This is a genomic window from Achromobacter sp. GD03932 (assembly GCF_029839485.1).
Taxonomy (GTDB): domain Bacteria; phylum Pseudomonadota; class Gammaproteobacteria; order Burkholderiales; family Burkholderiaceae_B; genus Achromobacter; species Achromobacter bronchisepticus_A.
Genome location: NZ_JAOCAT010000031.1, coordinates 1 through 16,704 on the forward strand (window position 1 = coordinate 1; position 16,704 = coordinate 16,704).

The window sequence follows — 16,704 nt, forward strand, 5'->3', positions numbered from 1 at the left end:
ATTGCGGGTGGGGCCGGGCAAAGCCATCCAGTCGTTGAGCCTGCGCGCCGACAGCGCTTGGCGTGCGACCGGGTCCAGTCCGTCCAGCAGGCCCAGTTCCACGGCGGCCTGGACATCCAGCACCTGTTCGCCGATGGCGACGCCGATTCGTGGTGCGCCGCCATCGCGGCGGAACACGCCCATCGGCAGGTTCTGCACCGGGAAATCCGGATGGCCGTCGGCGCCGTCGACCCAGCTCTGGGCGGTGGGCGCGTGGGTGTGGTCCAGCATCGTGTACTCCTCGCGGGCATTGTCGGTATGGCTGCGCGCCGCTGCCCGGCCTGCGCGCATGTTCGTGAGGTCTTCGTCGCCGCTTCAGGCCGCGGTCGTGCCGCCGTCCATGGCCCAGGCCACGCCACGGACTTCGTCGGCGTCGGGCGAACAGAAGAACTCGCACAGCCCGGCGATCTGCTCCAGGGTGACGAACTTGCCCGAAGGCTGGCGCAGGCCCAACAGTTTGTTGGTGGCTGCGGCATTGTCCAGGCCGTCACGTTCGGCCAGTGCGTCGATCTGCTTCTGCACCAGCGGCGTGTGTACCCAGCCGGGGCAGATGGCGTTGCAGGTGATGGCGGTCTGCGCGGTTTCCAGCGCCACCGATTTGGTGAGGCCGATCAAGCCGTGCTTGGTGGCGTTGTAGCCGGTCTTGCCGGCGCGGCCGCGCAAGCCGCTGATGGATGCCATGTTGACGATGCGGCCCCAGTTGCGAGCGCGCATGGCAGGCAGTGCGGTGCGTATGGTGTGGAAGCTGGCGGACAGGTTGACCGCGATCATGTCGTCCCACTTGTCGACCGGAAAGGCTTCGATCTGGCTGACGTGCTGGATGCCGGCGTTGTTGACCAGGATGTCCAGCGCGCCGTAGGCCTGGTTCAACTCGGCCATCATGGCCTCGATCTCGGCCGGCTTGCGCAGGTCGCAGGGCTGGAAACGGACCGGCACGCCATAGGTATCGCGGAATTCGGCGCAGAGCGCGTCGGCCGCCGAAGCGTCGGCCAAGCCGTTGAGCACCAGGGTCGCGCCGGAGCGCGCCAGGCGCCGCGCTACCGCCAGGCCGATGCCGCTGGTCGAACCGGTTACCAGGGCCACCCGCCCCGAAAGATCAGCCATGCTTGTCTCCACGCTGTGTCGTTATGGAATGCGTGGCAGGTTAGGGCGTGGGGATTGAGTCGTCCAATTTATTATCGATGCATGATTTATATTCGTAGGATATTAATAACCGGCACCCTCAGAACCGCTCATGGAATTGCGCCATCTGCAGAGCTTCATGGTCCTCGCCACGGAGCTGAACTTCACGCGGGCCGCCTTGCGCCTGCACATCGCCCAACCGCCCTTGAGCCAGCGCATCCGCGAACTCGAAGACGAGCTGGGCGTGAAGCTGTTCGACCGCAGCACGCGCAAGGTGACGCTGACGGTGGCGGGCCGCGTGTTCCTGGACAGCATCCAGCCCATGTTCCGGCAGCTCGACGGCGCCGTGGAGGCTTGCCGCAAGGCTGGCCGGGGCGAGACCGGCAGCCTGCGGCTGGGCTATACCGGACGCGCCAGCCATGTGCGCCTGCCGGGGCTGGTGCGCGATTGCCGGCGCCATTACAGCGATATCGCGCTGGACATCCAGGGGCCGCTGCCCACGGGCGAGTTGCGCCTGAAGCTGCTGGACGGCACGCTGGATGCTGCGCTGTGCTTTCTGCCCCTGGAGGGCAAGCACATCGCGTCGCACGAGTTCATGCTCAGCGAGTTTTCCATTGCGCTGGCGGACGCGCATCCATTGGCCGCCAAGGCCGAATTGCGTGTCGCGGATCTGGCGCAAGAACCGTTCATCGCCTATCCCTCGGGCAAGGGCTTCCACTTGCGCGACGCCATGGATGCGATCTGCCTGGAGGCGGGTTTCCTGCCGCGCGTGCTGCGTGAAACGGAGGCTTCCCAAACCCTGCTGTGCCTGGTCGCGGCTGGCACCGGCGTGGCCATCATTCCGCGCGACATCGAATCCTTCAACATGGAGGGCGTGATGTTCCGCCCGTTGCCGGCGGACGCCCCTAAGCTGCAGCACGGCATTGCTTGGCTGGAGACCAACCAGAATCCGGCGTTAGGGCGTCTGTTGGCGTTGTGCGGCGTCGGGGGCGTGGCGGGATAGGGGGCCTGTCCGCGCTTGCTCCCGGCCGTCCGCAAACGGCACAATCGCAGCGCGCGGCCCTGTTTCCGCCGCCGGAGTCTCTTATCCATGCAGGTTCTATCCGTCCCGGCCACGCTGGACGCCAGCGAGCGCATCACCATCACCAGCGGCCCGCACCAGGCCGAATTCGCGCCGGGCGGCGGCGGCCGCCTGACCCGGTTGTCCACCGGCGCGCATGACTGGATCGTGCCCCTGACCGACACGCAGTGGCCCGCCGGACGCTGGCCGCGGGCGGGCTCCTATCCGCTGGCGCCTTACTCCAACCGCATCCGCGACGGCGTGTTCACCTTCAACGGCGCCAGGCACGCATTGCAGTCCGTACCCGGCCGGCCCCATGCGATCCATGGCGCAGGCCTGTATCAGCCGTGGCGCGTGCGCAGCCACAGTCCGGACAGCGTCGACCTGGTGCTGGAGCAGCCCGCCGGCGTGCTGGGCTGGCCCTGGCCCTTCGAATGCGTGCAGCGCTATCAGCTGGACGCGCGCGGCCTGAGCGTGGCGCTTGCCATCGTCAATCTCGGCGACACGCCCATGCCTTGCGGCCTGGGCCTGCATCCCTATTTCACGGCCGAGCGGGTCACGCTGCATGCGCGCCGCGAGTGGGCGGCGGACGCCGACGGCCTGCCCACCGGCAGCAAGGCCGTTCATGTGCGCGAACTGCGGCGTTCGGCCAGCGGCTGCGATACCTATCTGTCGCAGTGGGAAGGGCGAGCCACCCTGCATTGGCCCGACGGGCATCAGTTGTCGCTGCACGCCGACCCGGCGTTTGCGCATCTGGTGGTCTACACGGCGGGCGGTTCGGATTTTCTGTGCGTCGAGCCGGTCACCAACGTGGCCGATGCGTTCAACCTTGCGGCGGCGGGCGAAGCCCGTACCGGCATGCGGGCGCTCGAGCCCGGCGCGCGCTTTGCCGCGACCGCGCTGTTCGGCCTGGAGCCGCCGCGGGCTGCGCGTTCCTGATGCCTGCAAGCGGCGCTTTGAAAGCGCCGCCGCCTGCGGCGATAATCCGGGCAAACCAAGTCCAGGAGTCCTTCGATGAAAAAGCTCAGCACCGAACAATTGCAGGCTGCGGCCGAGACGCTGCGCCGCGTGCAGGCGAGGCTGGCGCGCGCCGGCAACTTGCCGCTTGAGCCCACCCTCTATGCCTGCGCGCAAGGATTCCGCCGCAATGTGCCCGACTATCTGTGGTCGTGGCTGTCAGGCCTGCTGGCGCCGCACAAAAGCCTGGGCGCGTGGATGGATGCGCACCAGCCTGGCTGGCGCACGGGCAAGACGCCCGCCGCGGTGGTCTACGCGCGCAGCGAAAACGGCTGGCTGGAATGGCTGATCGCCGAGCTGGAAGCCGAGATCAATGATCCCCACGCCCGCGCCAAGCGGGAAGGGCGCGCCTAGAACGGGCGCATTGCCGGCGCATCATGTGTCGCAGTTCGGACCGGATGCCGGCCCCACGCCTCAGGCCCGCTCGGCTCGCGAGCGGCGCACCAGAAGGAATAGCGCTTCCAAGACGGCGGCCGCCAGCAGGGCGGCCAGCACCGAACCCAGTACCTGCAAGTCCCATAGGCGCGGCGGACCCACGCGGAACTGCACGGTGTCGAAGACCAGTCCGGCCGTGATGCCGGCGACGATGGCGGCCTTCCATCCTTGCAAGGGAGCCAGCCGCAGCATCAGCAGGGTGAAGGCCACCATCCCCCAGAGCATGGGTTCAAGCGCCTGATTGAGAATGTGGTCGAGCAGAAGAGACTCCCGATGGTGTCGCGCATGCGTTTGCGCGCAGTCGAGTTTGTACTGCTTTCTGCCTGCAATTGCGAGACGCCCCGCCGCCGCGAGCGGCGAGGCATGGCCTACGCGCCTTAGAACCCTTCCAGCACGATCTTGCCCTGCGCCTTGCCGCTTTCAATGAAGGCGTGCGCCCGGCGCAGGTTTTCGGCGTTGATCTTGCCGTAGTGCGCGCCCAGGGTGGTGCGCAGGGCGCCTTCGTCGATCAGGCGGGCGGCCTGGTTCAGCAGTTCATGCTGCGCGATCATGTCGGGCGTGCCGTGCAGCGGACGCGCGAACATGAACTCCCAATGCAGCGAGGCCGACTTGGACTTGAGCAGGCGCACGTCGATGGCTGCGGGATCGTCGATCAGGGCGATCTTGCCTTGCGGCGCAATCGCTTCGGCCATCTGCGCGAAATGCTGGTCGGTCTGTGTCAGGCCGGCGATGTGGCTGACGTGTCCGAAGCCGATGCGCTTGAGTTCGGCGGCCAGCGGCTGGCTGTGGTCGATCACGTGATGCGCGCCCAGTTCCCGCACCCAGGCCTGGGTTTGCGGGCGCGAGGCGGTGCCGATCACCGTGAGTCCGGTCAACTGGCGCGCCAACTGCACCAGAATGGATCCCACGCCGCCCGCGGCGCCGATGACCAGCAGGCTGCCTTGGCTGGGGGCGGCGTTGTCCAGCACGCGCAGGCGGTCGAACAGCAGCTCCCAGGCGGTGATGGTGGTCAGCGGCAGCGCCGCGGCCTGGGCGTAGTCCAGGCTGGCCGGCATGCGGCCGACGATGCGCTCGTCCACCACGTGCAGCTCGCTGTTGGCGCCGGGGCGGTTCAGCGCGCCCGCATACCAGACGCGGTCGCCCGGCTTGAACAGGCTGGTCTTTGCACCCGCTGCGCGCACCACGCCGGCGGCGTCCCAGCCTATGACTTCGGGCTGGCCGTCTTTGGGCTTGCGATTGGCGCGGATCTTCACATCCACCGGGTTGACCGAAATGGCGCGGACCTCGACCAGCAGGTCGTGGTCGCCGGGCACCGGGTCGGCGATGTCGATGTCCTGCAGCGCCTCCGGGTGATCGGCGGGCAGGTTCTTGAAATAGGCGATGGCTTTCATGGTTGCTTGCCGGGATCAGATGATGGAACGCACCACGCCGCCGTCCACGCGCAGCGCCGCGCCGTTGGTGGCGGCGGCTTGCGTCGAGCTCGCGTAGACGACCATGTTGGCCACTTCTTCCACGGTGGCCAGGCGGCGCAGCAGCGAAGTGGGACGGTGCTGGGCGATGAAGTCGCGCTCCATCTGGTCCTGCGTGACGCCTTGTTCCTTGGCCATTTCGGCAAAGAAGTCCGACACGCCTTCCGAGCGCGTGGGGCCGGGCAGCACCGCGTTGACGGTGACGCCGGTGCCGGCGGTCAACTCGGCCAATCCGCGCGACACGCCCAGCAGGGCCGTCTTGCTGACGCCGTAGTGGATCATCTCCGCGGGGATCTGGACCCCGGATTCGCTGGATATGAACACGATGCGGCCCCAGCCGGCGGCCAGCATGCGCGGCAGGTAGTAGCGCGACAGGCGCACGCCGCTCATGACGTTGATGTCCAGCATGTACTGCCAGTCGTCGTCCGTGATTTCAGTGAAGGACTTGGGGGCGAAGTAGCCGGCGTTGTTGATCAGGATGTCGACGTCGGGATGGGCGGCCGAGATCGAGGCCGCGCCGTCGGCGGTGGCGAGATCGGCCTGCACGGTGCTCACGCGCGCGGCGGGAAACTGCTGGGCAAGCGAAGCGGCCGCCTGCGCCAGCTTGTCGGCGTTGCGGCCGTGCAGCACGACTTCGGCGCCGGCCTCGGCCAGGCCCGCGGCTATGGCCAGGCCGATGCCGCCGGACGATCCGGTGACCAGGGCCTTCTTGCCGTTCAGTTCGATTTTCATGGGGGACTCCTTGCGTGTCGGGGAATGGAGCCATGATTACCCAGTCCAAACCAGCGAAAAAGCGGCTAGCATCGCAGTCAGTTTCAATAATTTTTTGAAAATGAGGCCGGCATGGTGCGGTTCGAGGATCTGAGGATATTCATGGCGGCGGCGGACCAGGGCAGCTTTTCCGCCGCCGCGCGCGAGCTGGACCTGACGCCAGCGGTCGCCAGCGCCGCGCTCAAGCGGCTCGAGCAGGTCCTGGACGCGCGCCTCTTCGTGCGCACGACGCGCAGCCTCAGGCTGACGAGCGACGGCGCACGCTATCTGGAACATGCCCGCGCGGCGCTGTCGGCGCTGGACGCGGGCAGGAACGCCGTGGCGCGCAACAAGACGGAGATCTCCGGCACGCTGTCCTTGTCGATCCCGTCCGACCTGGGCCGGCACGTGCTGCTGCCATGGCTGGATGAGTTCCAGGAACGGCATCCACGCGTCAACTTCCAGGTGCGCATCAGCGACCGCCTGGCCGACCTGTACCGGCAGCCGGTGGATCTTGCGGTGCGTTATGGCACTCCGAACGACTCTGGACTGGTGGCCCTGCCGCTATCCGAGCACAACCGCCGCGTGGTGTGCGCCTCGCCCGCATACCTTGCGCGCCATGGCGTGCCGCAGGTGCCCGATGACCTGCGCCGCCACAACTGCCTGTCCTTCGTGCTGGGCGAAACCCTGCACGACCGCTGGGCCTTCCGGCACGAAGGCGCCGCGCTCACCATACCGGTCAAGGGCGACCGCGTCGGCGATGACGGCGAACTCGTGCGCCGTTGGGCCCTGGCTGGCCATGGCCTGGCCTACAAGTCGCGCTTTGACGTGCTGGCCGACCTGCGGGCGGGCAGGCTCATCGAAGTCCTGGCCGACTACACCAGCGAACCGTCGCCGCTATACCTGCTGTGCGTGCACCGCATGCTGCTGTCGCCGGCGGTAAAGCGGCTGCGCGAGTTCCTGCACGAACGCTTCAAGGCGTTCGAGGCGGGCTAGCCGGCCTTTGTGCGCTTCAATGCGCGTGGCTGGCCCGTTGGTTTGCCGCGCGCGTGCGGGCGGCTTTCTTCGCGGCTGCGGAACGGCCTGCGGCGCCCTTGGTGGCGGCAGCCTTCTTGGCCGCGGCCGAGCGGGCGGCGGCGCTGCGCTTGGAGGCCGATGCGCTGGCCTGCCGCGACAACGCGGTGCGTGTAGCGGGCTTGGCGCTTTCCTTCTTCAGGGCGGTGGTGGTGGCCTTGGCGCGTGTGGCGGACTTGGCATGCCCATCATGGGCTGCGTCGCTGTCCTGCTTTGCGCGGCGCTTGGTCGCCGCGCTGGCCTTCTTCGGCGCGGGCAGGGCCACGCCGGCGCGGCGCGCCTTGGACAGTCCGATCGCGATGGCCTGCTTGGTGGATCTCACGCCATGCTTGCCTTCGCGCACGTGTTCGATTTCCTCGCGCACGAATTCTCCGGCCTGCGTGGAAGCGGATTTTCCTTGCCGTTTGTCGTGCGCCGCTCGTTCCAGGGTTTTTCGTTCAGGCATGACGACACCTCCTTGCTTGCGTTGCGAAAACGCGCTCCGCCGCGCCGAGGCCGGTGCGACGGAACTCGTAACACCACTCTAGCGCCGTGGGCGTATGCTGTGTGTTCGAATGGATTGCCGGTCGTAAGCGCCGGAACACCGCCGCCAGACCGACGATGCACGACTCACCCCCTTAGCGGAGACGAGCTATGTCGAATCATGTCTACAAGCAAATCGAACTGGTGGGTTCATCCACCAAGTCCACCGACGACGCCATCAGCCAGGCCATCGCGCGCGCTTCCGAGACGCTGCGCAACCTCGATTGGTTCGAAGTGACCGAAGTGCGCGGCCACATCAAGGACGGCAAGGTGGCGTACTGGCAGGTCGGCTTGAAGATAGGCATGCGGCTGGAAGGGAACGAGTGAGTCCGCTTGCTGCTTCTTTATTGAGCACCCCTTCCAAGTGATTGTCGGATAAGGATTTTTCCCGCTTGTTATCCGACTGTTCAGAGGCTTGTCCACATTCGGTGGGGACAAGCTTGCTTGCCTTGCGCCTGCCGTCATCGCGATCCGCGTTGGCATCGTGAACCCGCCGGCATTGAGCTTTTCTTGAGCGGCTGCTTCAAGTGCTTGGTGCATAAGGCTTTTTGCATGCTGCCCTCATACTGTCCTCAGGCTTATCCACATTTGGCGGGGACAACCTGGGCGCTTCGATACGGCGTTTGAGCCATTCTTGACCACCCCTTGCAGGCGCTTGATATGCAAGGGAATTTTCGACCTGCCCTCATACTGTCCTCATGCTTCTCCACAGAACGCGGGGACAAATCCACATTTCGGCGCGGCTGCCGCGCAAGTCCGCGCGGTCATCCTGGTTTCAGTGGATAAGTGCGTCAAAATTCATCCAAAAGGATGATTGCGCAATTTTTGACCGGCCCTCGCAAGTGCTTGGCGGGACAGGGGAATTTCACTATGCCCCAAGGCTGTCCTCAACCTTCTCCACAGTTGGCGGGGATAAGTGAATGCCCCCACGCCGCGCACGCTGCGCGTGCTTGCTGCCCCCCCGAGGGGGCTGGCCCGCCTTGGGGCGGCCCGGCGGCGGGCCGGCGCTCGAGCTGCGCTGGCTGCGCTGGCTGCGCACAATGGCCGCCGCATTCTCCGGTCGAGGAAGGATGCGGGATTCATGGGAGGTCGCACGCAAAAAAAAGCCCCCCGACGTATCGGGAGGCTGGATCGCCCGGAGGTAGACGGGCGATCTCTGCCGGCCGGGAGGAGCCCGCGCCGGCAGCGGCGGCGATCAGGGGTTGAACTTCTTGATCCAGTCCACGTAGCGGTCCACCCAGCCTTGCAGGAACTTGCGGGTGCCTTCGTTGGTGATGTTGTACTGGTCGTCGACCAGGCCTTCGGTGTATTGCAGGAAGACTTCCGGCGTGGTCAGGGCGTTGGCGCCCTCGGCGGCCAGGATGTTGCGTAGGTGCTGCTGCATCAACGCGGTGCCGGCGGCGCTGGGCGAAGTGCCGACGATGCCGACGGCCTTGCCGGTCCAGGAGTTCTGGCCCCAGGGACGCGAACCCCAGTCGATGGCGTTCTTGATGGCGGCGGGCACGGAGCGGTTGTGCTCGGGCGACACGAACAGGATGCCCTGGGCGTCGGCGATCTGCTGCTTGAGCTTGGCGGCGGGGGCGGGCAGGTTGTTCTCGTTGTCCTGGTTGTAGAGCGGCACGTCGCCCAGGCTCACGTATTCGAACTTGAAGTCCGCGGGCACCAGCTTTTCCAGCGCGCGGGCCAGCCGCAGGTTGAACGAGGCAGCGCGCAGGCTTCCGACGAAAACGGCAATCTTGTAGGTGCTCATGGGGCGCAGGCTCCAAGGGGTGGACGGGATTGTCAGTGTAGACCTGTACGCAAGCCCGCTCAATCACGATCGCGGATATGTTTATTCATGATCATGACGCGCTGATGTCGGCGGCGCGCGGGTTGGCGCGTCAGCTCATCAGGCTGACATGGGCAGCGACCACGCGCCATCCTTCAGGCGTGCGCATCCAGGTTTGGCTTTGCCGGCCGATGCGGTCGCTGCCGTCGCGCTGGAATTCCAGATTGGCCGTTGCGAAATCCTGGCCATAGGTGGTGACGACCGCGCGCAATACGCGCCGGGCCAGCCCTTGCGGTGAACGCGCCGCGCGGAAGGCGCGGATGGCATCGTAGCCGTAGAGATTTTCGCCCGCGCCATAGCGCAGCGTGTGAGGGCTGTTCCAGAACAGCGCATCCAGAACCTCCACCTGGTTGTTCACCAGGGCGGTTTCGTAGCGGTCCAGGGCGGCGGTGACTTCCGCCACGACGTCGGGCAGATTGATATCCATGCGTGCTGCTCCAGTTGGCACCGTTATGGTGCGAAATCTAGGGGTAATCACCAATATGGTGTGTCCTGCGGTGCGGCGGCTCCGTCCCGTGAGCGGCGGTTTCTCGACCTCGTCGGGAGGAGCGCGGCGTGGCGATCCTGGCATGCCGCTTGCTAGGGTAAATACTGCATAGATGCTGCATAACAAGCTGCGCGCCGTCCCAGGAGTTCCGCCATGTCCAGTTCCGCCGTTTCCGCCCCGGTCACCATGTTGGTCACCCGGCACATCACCCCCGAACGCTATGGCGATTTCCTGTCCTGGATGCGCCAGGGGGAAATCCTCGCGGCAGGTTTCCCGGGCTTTCTCGGGTCCGGCGTGCTGCAACCCGCGGAAGGCGGCGACCAGTACCAGATCGTCCTGCGTTTTGCCGACGCGGCCAGCCTCGCCCGCTGGGAAAACTCCCTGCCGCGGCGCATGTGGCTGGAACGCGGCGCGTCGCTGGTGCGCGCCAGCCACGAGCGCCGCGTCAGCGGCACGGACGACTGGTTCGCGCCCAGAACCAGCGCGCCGCCGCGCTGGAAGCAGGCCGTCAGCATCTGGCTGGCCTACTTTCCGGTGCTGCTCGTTTTCTCCGTGTTGGCTAGCGAACCGCTGAGCCTCTTGCCGGTTTTCTGGCGTGTGCTGATCACCAGCGTAGCGCTCACGCCGGTGATGGTGTTCATCTGCATGCCCCTGGTGGCGCGCATGCTGCATCGCTGGCTGCGGGCGGGCTGAAGCAGGCAGGCGCGGCCGGTTCAGGCCGCGCGCGCGCCGCGGGAGGAATACAGCCGGTGCAGCGTGATCTTGCGCACCGCGGCCTGGCTGCCCTGGATATGCGCGTGCAGCAGCGCCACCGAGCGCGCCGCATCGCCGGCCAGCGCGGCTTCGAGTATGGCCGCGTGCTCTTCGTAGGTCTTGCCGATGCGCTCGGGCAGGGTAAAGTCCAGCCGCCGCACGATGCGGATGCGTTCGGTGGCTGCGCGGTGCACGCGGGCGATCTCCGGATTGCCAGCGGCGGTCACCAGATCGATGTGAAAGCGCTCGTCCAGATTCGCCAGCCGCTCGCAGTCGCCCGAACGTTCGCTTGGGTCCGCCAGCCAGATATCGGCCAGCGGGCGCAGCGCGCGCTGCCGCTCGGCGGCGCTGGCCGATGCGCACAGCGATTGCACCGCGGCTGCTTCCAGCACGCTGCGCAGTTCGTAGAAGTGGTCCAGCGTGTTGAAGTCCAGCGGCTTGACCAGCCAGCCATTGCGTTGCCGCACCTCCAGATAGCCTTCCCGCTCCAGGCGGAACAGGGCCTCGCGCACGGGCGTGCGGCTGACCTGCAGGCGGTCGGCGATCTCGGTTTCGGTGAAGCGGTCGCCCGGCGCCAGCCGGAAGTCCAGGATGTCGCGCTTCAGCGTGCCGTAGGCGGTGTCGGCGAGCGTGCGCGGTATGTCGATGACGGCGAAGGCGGTTTCCATGTGGTGGCCTCGGAGCGGTGGTTCAAAGGGGGCGCAGGCGGGCAATGCCGGCCTGCTGCAGCGCGTGCGCGGCGCGCAGGCAATCGGCTTCGCGCCATGGCGCGCCGATCAACTGCACGCCCAACGGCAGGTGATCGTCCTGTCCGGTTTCGGGCCAGACCGGCGCGGCGCAGACGGGCAGGCCGATGCATGACACCGGCTGCGTCAAGAGCCCCATGCTGGCGCGCGCCGGCAGCCGCTGGCCGGCCAACGTCAGCCAGTCCGAACCGATGGGCGTGGCCGGCACTGGCGTGGCAGGGGCGATCAGCACGTCGTAGTGTTCGAACAGCGTCAGCGCTTCGCGATAGACGCGGTGGCGGATGCGCTGCGCCTGCTGCGCCCACGCCGCGGGCACGAGGCTGCCTGCGACCAGCCGGTCGCGCGACAGCGGTTCGTAGTAGTCGTAGTGCGTGACGAGCCTGCGGCGATGCAGGGCGCCGCCTTCCGCCGCCGTGATGACGAAGGCCGCGGCGCGAGCTTGGGCGGCTCCCGCCAGTTCGACCACGGCCGTGGCGTCCAGCGCACGCGCCGCGATCTCGACGGCGCGGCGGGCCTGCGGTCCGGCCCATTCCGAAAAGTAGCCGCCCAGCACCGCCACCCGTAGTCCGCGCATGCCCGCGTTCAGCGCCGGCAACGCGGCTTCGGCGGGACGCCCGGCGCAGGCCACGTCCCCGGCGTCCGCGCCCTGCAGCGCGTCGTAGGCGGCGGCAAGGTCGCTGGCGCTGGCCGCGAACGGTCCCAGGTGGTCGAGGCTGCCGACGAACGGAAATGAGCCGGCGCGCGACAAGCGGCCGAAGGTAGGTTTCAGGCCGAACACGCCGCACAGCGATGCCGGCACGCGGATCGAACCGTTGGTGTCCGAGCCCAGCGTCAGCGGCACCAGGCCGCCCGCGACCGCGGCGGCGCTGCCGCCGGAAGAGCCGCCCGCGATGCGGGTGGTGTCGTGCGGGTTGCGGCAGGCGCCGTAGTGGCTGTTTTCCGTGGTGAAGCCGTAGGCGTGTTCGTCCATGTTCAGTGCGCCGACCAGCACCGCGCCGGCCTCGCGCATGCGCTCGACCAGCCTGGCGTCGCGCCGCGCGGGCGGGTTGGAGGCGTTGACCCGCGCGCCGGCCAGGGTGACTTCGTCGGCGATGTCGAACAGGTTCTTGACCGCATACGGCACGCCCGCCAGCGGCGGCAGCGGCTCGCCGCGGGCGCGGCGCGCGTCGATGGCCGCCGCTTCCTGCCGCGCTCGGCTTTCGGTGACGGCGGTAAAGCAGTTGTAGCGCGCGTCGCGTTCGCGCACGCGCGCCAGCGTGGCGTCCAGCACGGCCATGGCGCTGCGTTCGCCGGCGCGGACCTGGCGCGCGATATCCTGCGCGGGGCCGCTCACGGACGGAACACCGCGGCCGATTCCAGCTCCACGGCCAGCGGCTCGTCGACGAAGCCGGCCGCGATGTCCTGGATGCGCGCGAATTGCTGCGCGACGTCGGCCACCGTCTGCTCGCGCAAGGCATAGCCGGCCAGCGCCAGGGCGCTGCGTACGTATTGGTCGATGGTTTCCTGGGTCATGGCGGACTCTCCGGTACGGGTGATTTACTTGCGCACTTCGCGCTGGAAGATTTCCAGGCTGAGTTTCTTCATTTCGATGAAGCTGGGCTCCGATAGCGTCGCCACCGTGCGCGGACGCGCGTCGCGGTAATCCAGGATCTCGGCGACCCGGGTGGGCCGCTTGGTCAGCAGCAGCACCTGGTCGGCCAGGTACACGGCTTCCTCCAGGTCATGCGACACCAGCAGCATGGTGGTGCCGGTCTGCATGAAGACCTCCTGCAGCTTTTCGCGGATGAACAGCGTCATCTCGAAGTCCAGGGCGGAGAAGGGTTCGTCCAGGAACAGCACCTCGGGGCCAGGCGCCAGCGCGCGCATGATCGATGCGGTCTGCTGCTGTCCGCCGGACAGTTCGTAGGGGTAGCGGTTCAGGTCGAACTTGACGTCGAACGAGGCCACCAGCTCTGCGACCCGCGCATCCACCTCGGCCTTGCTGCGGCCTTCCAGGCGCAGCGGATAGGCGATGTTGTCGATGGTGCGCAGCCACGGGAACATGGCTTCGCGGTAGTTCTGGAAGACGTAGCCGATCTTGGTCTGCGCCAGCGACTTGCCGTCGAACAGGATCTCGCCCGAGTCGATGGGAACCAGGCCCGCGATCATGTTGATCAGCGTGGACTTGCCACAGCCGTTGGGACCGAAGACCGAGACGATCTTGCCCTTGGGAATGTCCAGGTTGAAGTCCTCGTACAACGGCCAGCCGGCGAAGTACTTGGTCAGCCCGCGTATGGTGATGTGGGTGCCCAGCGGACCGGGCTCGAACGGGGCGGCGGCGGGGCCGGGGGCGATGATGGGATTGAGGACGGTGGACATCAGCGGCCGCTCCAGTGGACCACGCGCTTTTCCAGCACGAGAAAAAGTATGTTCAACACATAGCCGAGCGCGCCGGCGGCAAGAATGGCCGCGTACATGTCGCGCACGTTCAGCACCTGCTGCGCGTTGATGATGCGATTGCCCAGGCCGCTGTCCGAACCGATGAACATCTCGGCCACGATCACGATGACCAGCGCCATCGACACGCCGCTGCGCAGGCCCACGAAGGTGGGCTGCAGGCTTTCCCAGATCAGCACGTCCTTGAAGATGCGCCAGCGCGACGCGCCCATCACGCGCGCCGCCATGACCCGCTGCTTGCGGGCGTTGATGACGCCATAGGCGCTGTTGAACAGGATCACCAGCACCGCCGCGAAGGCAGCAATGGCGATCTTGTTCATGTCGGTAACGCCGAAGATCATCAGGAACAGCGGGATCAGCGCGGAAGAGGGCGTGGAGCGGAAGAAGTCGATCAGAAACTCCACGCTGCGATACGCCTTTTCGTTGCTGCCCAGCAGCACGCCCAGCGGCACGCCGATCACGCCCGCGATGAGGAAGGCCTGCAGTGTGCGGTTCAGCGACGCCAGGAAGTCCGCCAGCAGCGGGCCGCCCGCCATGCCCTTGACCAGCGCCGCAAGCGCCGCGCTGGGCGTGGGCAGCAGCACGGGGCTGACCAGTTGCAGGCGCACCACCAGGTCCCACACCACGAAGAGCGCCAGCGGGCCGATCAGCGGCAGCAGGCGGCTTGTGTCGAATTTGCGTGGGGGCCGCGCTGTCGCGGCCGGGCCGGCCGTGGTTGTTGCAGTGGTTGCGGTCATGGCTCAGCCCTTGTAGAGCATGGTCGAGACATCGACCTTCTGGGCGAAGACGCCCTTGTCGGCGAACAGGTCGAAGAACTTCTGGAAGTGCTGGATATCGCCGGGCGTGAACTCGTTGTAGAGGGTGTAGGCGGCCAGCGGCACTTCCTCGGTCATCGGACCTTCGATGGCGGTGTAGCCCTTCAGGTAGGGACGCGCCTCTTCCGGCTTGCTGCGGATCAGTTCGATGCCGCGCGCATAGGCGGCGATGAATTTCCTGCTTTCCTCGGGATGCTTCTTCAGGAAGGCGGTGGTCAGCGATGCCGACCCGCCGAACCACGGCGCCATCGGATCGCCCAGCACGTACTTGGAGATGACGCCGGACTCCAGCACGCGGGTGGTGCCATTCAGCCTGCCTACCGTGCCCGTGGGCTCCAGCGTGTAGCAGGCGTCCAACTGGCCGGCGGCGACCGCGGCGACGTGCTGGCTTATCGCCAGCTCGACCACGGTCGCCCCGGTTGCGCCGGCGCGCTCCAGCACTGCTTTGGCCAGCGTGGCGTTCTGGATGCCGGGTCCAGATCCGACCTTTTTCCCCTTGAGGTCTGCGATGGATTTGATGGGACTGTCTTTCGCGACGATGAACTCGTCCAGCACGTGCTTGGCGTTGCTGGGATTGGACGCAAAAATCTTGAACAGGCCGGGCGAAGCGATCTCGCCGATGGCCAGATTGGCCGAGCCGGTGCCGTTGGCGCTGCCGTCCGCGCGGCCGGCCAGCATGGCTTCCATGACCTGCTGCGCGCCCGCGAATTTCAGCGGCTCGACGTTCAGCCCGGCCTCCTTGAAATAGCCTTTTTCCAGCGCCGCGTAGAACGGCAGGCCGGCCGCCACGGGCCAGAAGCCGATGCGGATCACGGGTCCCGCTTGCGCCCGAACCAGCGCCGGCGCGGCCAGCGTCGCGGCGCCCAGCGCGGCGCCCTGGATCAGCCGGCGGCGGGTGGCGTTGAAGGCATGGGGCGCGTTGCGGTAGATCATGGAGGAACTCCTGGTGTGCAAGGAAAGTGGCGCTTGTAGACAAGCTGGCATACCAGGCATCAAGCAAGAGCCGTGCCAACTTCTTCCGGGGCGGCATGCGCCCAGTGCGCCTGGCGGGCCGGCCTCGCGCTGGTGCCTCGCCTGAACCACATTGGTGCACGGCGCACCAATGAAGGGGACGTAACCGGCCCCCGTGTCGCGCTGCGCGCGATGGCGGTAGCATGTGGGCGGATCGGAGCGTGCCGCTCCGGACTTGTGAACCCTTGCGCGACGCCTGGCCGCGTCATACCGAGATGAATACGCGTTTTGTCGAAGCCTTTCTGTGGTCGGCGCGCCTGGGCAGTTTCCGGGCGGCGAGCGACCGCCTGCACATCACCCAGGCCGCCGTGGCCAATCGCATCGCCTCGCTGGAAGAGGACATAGGCGCGCGCCTGTTCGAGCGCGACGCCAAGGAGCTCAGGCTGACGGCCACCGGCACCCGGCTGCTGGACTATGGCGAACGGCTGCTGGAGATCCGCCAGCAGATCCTGTCGCTGGGCAAGGGCGGCGACGAGGTCTTCGGCCTGGTGCGTATCGGCGCCATCGAAACCGTGGTGCACACCTGGCTGATCGGCTTCCTGACCAATCTGCGCTCCACCTACCCGGGCATCGAGGTCCAGCTCACCTCCGAGACCACGCGCGCGCTGCACCGCGGCCTGCGCGAAGGCGCGCTGGACATCGCGCTGCAGACGGACCTGCTGAACGACAGCGGCATCATCAGCAACGCCTGCCTGCCCATGGAGATGGGCTGGGTCGGGCCGGCCGGCGACGAGGAGGCGCTGAGCGCGCAGCAACTGCTGAGCGAACCGGTGCTGACCATGAGCCCGGGATCGCAGCCTCACGAAGCGCTCAAGGCCCTGTACCGCGAAGTCGGCATGCCGCAAGGCAAGGTGCACTGCGTCAGCTCGATCTCCGCGCTGGCGCGGCTGGTGCGCAGCGGCTTTGGCCGGGCGCTGGTGCCGCTGCCGCCCATCTACGAATACGTGGCGCGCGGCGAGGTACAGATCATCCGCTGCGACATTCCGGTGCCGCCCCAGCTGCTGGTGGTGAGCTATCTGGAAAGCGCCGGCTCGGACGCGATCCGGCTGGTGGCCGAACTTGCCAGCCGCGCGTCGGACCAGTTCACGTCCTCGGTCGCTGCGCCGCGATTGGGTTCGGCGCAATAGTGTTATCCCTAGG

Annotated in this window: 20 protein-coding genes and 1 pseudogene; 7 read left to right on the forward strand and 14 right to left on the reverse strand. The window is 67.0% G+C overall.

Annotated elements, in window-relative coordinates; translation table 11 throughout:
• Both N5C88_RS24765 and N5C88_RS24770 read right to left on the reverse strand, forming a co-directional pair.
• Nucleotides 1-330, reverse strand: a pseudogene (locus N5C88_RS24765) (hypothetical protein); the annotation flags it as partial.
• A gap of 24 nt (nucleotides 331-354) precedes the next feature.
• Nucleotides 355-1,143: a 3-hydroxybutyrate dehydrogenase gene (locus N5C88_RS24770; protein WP_118934123.1), complete on the reverse strand. Its 789-nt coding sequence runs from the start codon at nucleotides 1,141-1,143 to the stop codon at nucleotides 355-357.
• Nucleotides 1,144-1,273: 130 nt separating this feature from the next.
• Here N5C88_RS24770 and N5C88_RS24775 point away from each other — a divergent pair, with 130 nt between their 5' ends.
• From N5C88_RS24775 to N5C88_RS24785, 3 genes are all read left to right on the forward strand, one after another.
• Nucleotides 1,274-2,164 carry a LysR family transcriptional regulator gene (locus N5C88_RS24775; RefSeq protein WP_059371955.1) on the forward strand — a complete coding sequence of 297 codons (891 nt, stop codon included), beginning with the start codon at nucleotides 1,274-1,276 and terminating at the stop codon, nucleotides 2,162-2,164.
• Nucleotides 2,165-2,251: 87 nt separating this feature from the next.
• On the forward strand, nucleotides 2,252-3,160 hold the full coding sequence (locus N5C88_RS24780; protein ID WP_280016430.1) for an aldose 1-epimerase: 909 nt from the start codon (nucleotides 2,252-2,254) through the stop codon (nucleotides 3,158-3,160).
• A 75-nt stretch (nucleotides 3,161-3,235) separates the two neighbouring features.
• Entirely contained in the window at nucleotides 3,236-3,592 is a 357-nt protein-coding gene (locus N5C88_RS24785) for a hypothetical protein (protein WP_054453246.1), read from the forward strand.
• Nucleotides 3,593-3,652: 60 nt separating this feature from the next.
• On the opposite strand, the gene N5C88_RS24790 is transcribed toward N5C88_RS24785, so the two are convergent.
• The 3 genes from N5C88_RS24790 to N5C88_RS24800 all read right to left on the reverse strand — a co-directional run bounded on the left by N5C88_RS24790 (nucleotide 3,653) and on the right by N5C88_RS24800 (nucleotide 5,874).
• Nucleotides 3,653-3,898 (reverse strand): hypothetical protein, encoded by a 246-nt coding sequence (locus N5C88_RS24790; protein WP_280016431.1) that lies wholly within the window; start codon nucleotides 3,896-3,898, stop codon nucleotides 3,653-3,655.
• 152 nt (nucleotides 3,899-4,050) lie between these two features.
• Nucleotides 4,051-5,064 carry a zinc-binding alcohol dehydrogenase family protein gene (locus N5C88_RS24795; RefSeq protein ID WP_059371962.1) on the reverse strand — a complete coding sequence of 338 codons (1,014 nt, stop codon included), beginning with the start codon at nucleotides 5,062-5,064 and terminating at the stop codon, nucleotides 4,051-4,053.
• A gap of 15 nt (nucleotides 5,065-5,079) precedes the next feature.
• The gene (locus N5C88_RS24800; protein ID WP_059371964.1) at nucleotides 5,080-5,874 is read right to left on the reverse strand and encodes an SDR family NAD(P)-dependent oxidoreductase; all 795 of its coding nucleotides are present in this window, start codon (nucleotides 5,872-5,874) and stop codon (nucleotides 5,080-5,082) included.
• Nucleotides 5,875-5,985: 111 nt separating this feature from the next.
• Here N5C88_RS24800 and N5C88_RS24805 point away from each other — a divergent pair, with 111 nt between their 5' ends.
• Nucleotides 5,986-6,888: a LysR family transcriptional regulator gene (locus N5C88_RS24805; RefSeq protein WP_118934129.1), complete on the forward strand. Its 903-nt coding sequence runs from the start codon at nucleotides 5,986-5,988 to the stop codon at nucleotides 6,886-6,888.
• A gap of 16 nt (nucleotides 6,889-6,904) precedes the next feature.
• Here N5C88_RS24805 and N5C88_RS24810 read toward each other — a convergent pair whose 3' ends face one another.
• Nucleotides 6,905-7,411: a DUF6496 domain-containing protein gene (locus N5C88_RS24810; protein WP_280016433.1), complete on the reverse strand. Its 507-nt coding sequence runs from the start codon at nucleotides 7,409-7,411 to the stop codon at nucleotides 6,905-6,907.
• A gap of 188 nt (nucleotides 7,412-7,599) precedes the next feature.
• On the opposite strand from N5C88_RS24810, the gene N5C88_RS24815 reads away from it, so the two are divergent.
• A complete protein-coding gene (locus N5C88_RS24815; RefSeq protein WP_042794506.1) occupies nucleotides 7,600-7,815 on the forward strand; it encodes a dodecin in 216 nt (71 codons plus the stop codon).
• Nucleotides 7,816-8,683: 868 nt separating this feature from the next.
• On the opposite strand, the gene N5C88_RS24820 is transcribed toward N5C88_RS24815, so the two are convergent.
• A complete protein-coding gene (locus N5C88_RS24820; RefSeq protein ID WP_059371972.1) occupies nucleotides 8,684-9,238 on the reverse strand; it encodes an NAD(P)H-dependent oxidoreductase in 555 nt (184 codons plus the stop codon).
• A 130-nt stretch (nucleotides 9,239-9,368) separates the two neighbouring features.
• A complete protein-coding gene (gene hpxZ / locus N5C88_RS24825; protein WP_059371974.1) occupies nucleotides 9,369-9,743 on the reverse strand; it encodes an oxalurate catabolism protein HpxZ in 375 nt (124 codons plus the stop codon).
• Between the two features lie 213 nt (nucleotides 9,744-9,956).
• On the opposite strand from hpxZ, the gene N5C88_RS24830 reads away from it, so the two are divergent.
• The gene (locus N5C88_RS24830) at nucleotides 9,957-10,496 is read left to right on the forward strand and encodes an antibiotic biosynthesis monooxygenase (protein ID WP_059371977.1); all 540 of its coding nucleotides are present in this window, start codon (nucleotides 9,957-9,959) and stop codon (nucleotides 10,494-10,496) included.
• Between the two features lie 20 nt (nucleotides 10,497-10,516).
• On the opposite strand, the gene N5C88_RS24835 is transcribed toward N5C88_RS24830, so the two are convergent.
• Genes N5C88_RS24835 through N5C88_RS24860 form a run of 6 tightly spaced genes read right to left on the reverse strand, consistent with a single transcriptional unit; the run spans nucleotide 10,517 to nucleotide 15,486 of the window.
• On the reverse strand, nucleotides 10,517-11,224 hold the full coding sequence (locus N5C88_RS24835) for a GntR family transcriptional regulator (RefSeq protein WP_280016434.1): 708 nt from the start codon (nucleotides 11,222-11,224) through the stop codon (nucleotides 10,517-10,519).
• Nucleotides 11,225-11,246: 22 nt separating this feature from the next.
• Entirely contained in the window at nucleotides 11,247-12,635 is a 1,389-nt protein-coding gene (locus N5C88_RS24840; RefSeq protein WP_280016435.1) for an AtzE family amidohydrolase, read from the reverse strand.
• Entirely contained in the window at nucleotides 12,632-12,814 is a 183-nt protein-coding gene (locus N5C88_RS24845; RefSeq protein WP_059371982.1) for a DUF4089 domain-containing protein, read from the reverse strand. Before N5C88_RS24845 ends, N5C88_RS24840 begins: the two co-directional genes overlap by 4 nt.
• 24 nt (nucleotides 12,815-12,838) lie before the next feature.
• The gene (locus tag N5C88_RS24850; protein ID WP_280016436.1) at nucleotides 12,839-13,660 is read right to left on the reverse strand and encodes an ABC transporter ATP-binding protein; all 822 of its coding nucleotides are present in this window, start codon (nucleotides 13,658-13,660) and stop codon (nucleotides 12,839-12,841) included.
• A complete protein-coding gene (locus tag N5C88_RS24855) occupies nucleotides 13,660-14,475 on the reverse strand; it encodes an ABC transporter permease (RefSeq protein ID WP_059371988.1) in 816 nt (271 codons plus the stop codon). Before N5C88_RS24855 ends, N5C88_RS24850 begins: the two co-directional genes overlap by 1 nt.
• Nucleotides 14,476-14,478: 3 nt before the next feature.
• Nucleotides 14,479-15,486 (reverse strand): ABC transporter substrate-binding protein, encoded by a 1,008-nt coding sequence (locus N5C88_RS24860; RefSeq protein WP_059371990.1) that lies wholly within the window; start codon nucleotides 15,484-15,486, stop codon nucleotides 14,479-14,481.
• Between the two features lie 293 nt (nucleotides 15,487-15,779).
• On the opposite strand from N5C88_RS24860, the gene N5C88_RS24865 reads away from it, so the two are divergent.
• Nucleotides 15,780-16,691 carry a LysR family transcriptional regulator gene (locus N5C88_RS24865; RefSeq protein ID WP_059372806.1) on the forward strand — a complete coding sequence of 304 codons (912 nt, stop codon included), beginning with the start codon at nucleotides 15,780-15,782 and terminating at the stop codon, nucleotides 16,689-16,691.
• The last annotated feature ends 13 nt before the right edge of the window (nucleotides 16,692-16,704 follow it).

Coding starts and splice junctions, on each gene's coding strand:
- N5C88_RS24770 (WP_118934123.1), bottom strand. CDS start 1,143: ATGGCTGATCTTTCGGGGCGGGTGGCCCTGGTAACCGGTTCGACCAGC.
- N5C88_RS24775 (WP_059371955.1), top strand. CDS start 1,274: ATGGAATTGCGCCATCTGCAGAGCTTCATGGTCCTCGCCACGGAGCTG.
- N5C88_RS24780 (WP_280016430.1), top strand. CDS start 2,252: ATGCAGGTTCTATCCGTCCCGGCCACGCTGGACGCCAGCGAGCGCATC.
- N5C88_RS24785 (WP_054453246.1), top strand. CDS start 3,236: ATGAAAAAGCTCAGCACCGAACAATTGCAGGCTGCGGCCGAGACGCTG.
- N5C88_RS24790 (WP_280016431.1), bottom strand. CDS start 3,898: ATGCTCTGGGGGATGGTGGCCTTCACCCTGCTGATGCTGCGGCTGGCT.
- N5C88_RS24795 (WP_059371962.1), bottom strand. CDS start 5,064: ATGAAAGCCATCGCCTATTTCAAGAACCTGCCCGCCGATCACCCGGAG.
- N5C88_RS24800 (WP_059371964.1), bottom strand. CDS start 5,874: ATGAAAATCGAACTGAACGGCAAGAAGGCCCTGGTCACCGGATCGTCC.
- N5C88_RS24805 (WP_118934129.1), top strand. CDS start 5,986: ATGGTGCGGTTCGAGGATCTGAGGATATTCATGGCGGCGGCGGACCAG.
- N5C88_RS24810 (WP_280016433.1), bottom strand. CDS start 7,411: ATGCCTGAACGAAAAACCCTGGAACGAGCGGCGCACGACAAACGGCAA.
- N5C88_RS24815 (WP_042794506.1), top strand. CDS start 7,600: ATGTCGAATCATGTCTACAAGCAAATCGAACTGGTGGGTTCATCCACC.
- N5C88_RS24820 (WP_059371972.1), bottom strand. CDS start 9,238: ATGAGCACCTACAAGATTGCCGTTTTCGTCGGAAGCCTGCGCGCTGCC.
- hpxZ (WP_059371974.1), bottom strand. CDS start 9,743: ATGGATATCAATCTGCCCGACGTCGTGGCGGAAGTCACCGCCGCCCTG.
- N5C88_RS24830 (WP_059371977.1), top strand. CDS start 9,957: ATGTCCAGTTCCGCCGTTTCCGCCCCGGTCACCATGTTGGTCACCCGG.
- N5C88_RS24835 (WP_280016434.1), bottom strand. CDS start 11,224: ATGGAAACCGCCTTCGCCGTCATCGACATACCGCGCACGCTCGCCGAC.
- N5C88_RS24845 (WP_059371982.1), bottom strand. CDS start 12,814: ATGACCCAGGAAACCATCGACCAATACGTACGCAGCGCCCTGGCGCTG.
- N5C88_RS24850 (WP_280016436.1), bottom strand. CDS start 13,660: ATGTCCACCGTCCTCAATCCCATCATCGCCCCCGGCCCCGCCGCCGCC.
- N5C88_RS24855 (WP_059371988.1), bottom strand. CDS start 14,475: ATGACCGCAACCACTGCAACAACCACGGCCGGCCCGGCCGCGACAGCG.
- N5C88_RS24860 (WP_059371990.1), bottom strand. CDS start 15,486: ATGATCTACCGCAACGCGCCCCATGCCTTCAACGCCACCCGCCGCCGG.
- N5C88_RS24865 (WP_059372806.1), top strand. CDS start 15,780: ATGAATACGCGTTTTGTCGAAGCCTTTCTGTGGTCGGCGCGCCTGGGC.